Source organism: Cupriavidus sp. 8B, from assembly GCF_054589115.1.
On the sequence record NZ_BAAILO010000658.1, the window covers coordinates 36,857 to 38,914 of the forward strand.

Annotated in this window: 3 protein-coding genes; all 3 read left to right on the forward strand. The window is 67.2% G+C overall.

Annotated features, from left to right (window positions below; genetic code table 11):
- Positions 1-598: SDR family oxidoreductase (locus ACYP5B_RS53215; RefSeq protein ID WP_459575570.1), on the forward strand; the 598-nt coding region annotated here is incomplete at its 5' end.
- A 120-nt stretch (positions 599-718) separates the two neighbouring features.
- Positions 719-961, forward strand: a complete 243-nt coding sequence (locus ACYP5B_RS53220) for an RNA recognition motif domain-containing protein (protein WP_267605710.1) — start codon at positions 719-721, stop codon at positions 959-961.
- 124 nt (positions 962-1,085) lie between these two features.
- Positions 1,086-1,889 carry a TOBE domain-containing protein gene (locus ACYP5B_RS53225; RefSeq protein ID WP_400101515.1) on the forward strand — a complete coding sequence of 268 codons (804 nt, stop codon included), beginning with the start codon at positions 1,086-1,088 and terminating at the stop codon, positions 1,887-1,889.
- Positions 1,890-2,058: the final 169 nt, after the last annotated feature.

Sequence of the window (2,058 nt, forward strand, 5' to 3'; positions counted from 1 at the left end):
CGCGACGATCCTGATGCCGCTCGACGTGGAGGACGCTGGCCAGGAGCAGGCGCTGTTCGAGCGGATCACCCAGCAATGGGGCCAGCTCGACGTGCTGGTGCACTCGGTGGCCTTCGCGCCCAAGGCCGACCTGCAGGGCGGGCTGCTGAATGCATCGGCGGCCGGCTTCGCGCGGGCCATGGACGTGTCCTGCCACTCCTTCGTGCGGCTGGCGCGGCGCGCGGTGCCGCTGATGCGCGAGGGCGGCAGCCTGTTCGCCATGAGCTACGAGGGCGCCAACCGCGTGGTGCCGAACTACAACCTGATGGGTCCGGTCAAGGCGGCGCTGGAGGCCTCTTGCCGCTACCTGGCGCACGAACTCGGCCCGAGCGGCATCCGCGTGCACGCCATCTCGCCGGGGCCGCTCAAGACCCGCGCGGCGTCCGGGCTCAAGGATTTCGAGCAATTGCTGGCGGATGCCGCGGGCCGCGCCCCGCTGGGCGAGCTGGTCGACATCATGGATGTGGGCTTTGCCACCGCCTACCTTGCCACGCCCTACGCGCGCCGGATCTCCGGCAACGTCGTGTACGTGGACGGCGGCGCGCACATCATGGGCTGACTGCCGCCAAGGGCGCGATGCGCGGCCCACACGGCCCGCGTCGGGCCGCCTACAATGAGCTAGACAACCCAGGCCCGTGCCGCTTGCCGCGTGCGCGCTGCCTCATATCGGGAGCGAGACATGAAGGTACTCATCCGGGGCCTGCACCGCGATGTGACCGAACAGATGCTGCGCGACAAGCTGGCGACCTACGCACCGGTGACGTCCGTGGAACTGGTGCGCGAGGGCGATCCGGACCATCCTTGGGCCTGGGTCAACCTGGATATCGATCCCTTCACCGCCTGGCGCCTGCTGCGCCAGCTCGATCGCCAATACTTTGCCGGCAGCATGATGCGCTGGTATATCCCGGCTCACCAGGGTTGACGCGTTGATATGTTGCCGTGCAGGCAAGTTGAGGCAGGGCGGCTGCCGCGCCGCCAAGCTTTGGCATTAAGATAAGCGGCTTCTGCCACTTTGCTGCGCTGCCACGCGGTAGCGCCATTCCCGCATGCTAGAACTCGAAGGCGCGATCTGGTTTCGCTCAGGCTCCCAGGACTGGGGCGGGGGCGAACGCATTGCCCTGCTGGCCGCGATCGGCGAGCATGGCTCGATCACGGCTGCCGCCAAGGCGGTCGGCCTGAGCTACAAGGCCGCCTGGGATGCCATCGACGCCATGAACAACAGCGCGGGCGAGCCGCTGGTGGTCCGCGCCGCCGGCGGCAAGGGCGGCGGCGGTACCGTGCTCACGGAGCGCGCCGCCAGCCTGATCCGCACTTACCGCGTGCTCGAGCACCAGCACCGGCTCTTTATCGAACACCTCGCCAGCCTCGGCAACTTCAACGAGACGGCGCAGGACGACCTTCACCTGATGCGGCGTTTCATGATCAAGACCAGTGCGCGCAACAAGCTCTTCGGCAAGGTGGCTGCGATCCGTGCCGGCGCCGTCAACGACGAGATCACGCTGTCGCTCGCGGGCGGCCAGCACGTGGTCGCCACCATCACCCACGAAAGCGTGGAGATGCTGGGCCTGGTACCCGGCGCCGAAGCCTTCGCGCTGATCAAGGCTTCCTCGGTCCTGCTGGGGCTGCCCGATCCCGGGCTGCGGCTCTCGGCGCGCAACCAGTTGCCAGGCAAGGTGACCCGCGTGCTGCCGGGCGCCGTCAATGCCGAGGTGGCGCTGGAGCTGGACGGCGGCGGCACCGTGGTGGCCATCGTCACCAACGACAGCGTGAGCGCGCTCGGCCTGGCCGAGGGCAGCCGCGCGCTGGCGATCTTCAAGGCGTCGAGCGTGATCCTGGGCACCATGGGCTGAGTCGCGTCGCGCAATCCTCTGTGCGGCTTGATGTCAAATTCAACTGCTTAACGTCAGGTCAAAAGCTTAAAGTCAACTGCAGTTTCACCTCCCCTGCGGGGAGGCGACCTACTTTCTTGTCTCGCCAAGAAAGTAGGCAAAGAAGGCGACCCGGATGGGGCGAAAGACT

Bases quoted from the DNA above. Each gene is read 5' to 3' on its own strand.
- ACYP5B_RS53220 (WP_267605710.1), top strand. From the start codon at position 719: ATGAAGGTACTCATCCGGGGCCTGCACCGCGATGTGACCGAACAGATG.
- ACYP5B_RS53225 (WP_400101515.1), top strand. From the start codon at position 1,086: ATGCTAGAACTCGAAGGCGCGATCTGGTTTCGCTCAGGCTCCCAGGAC.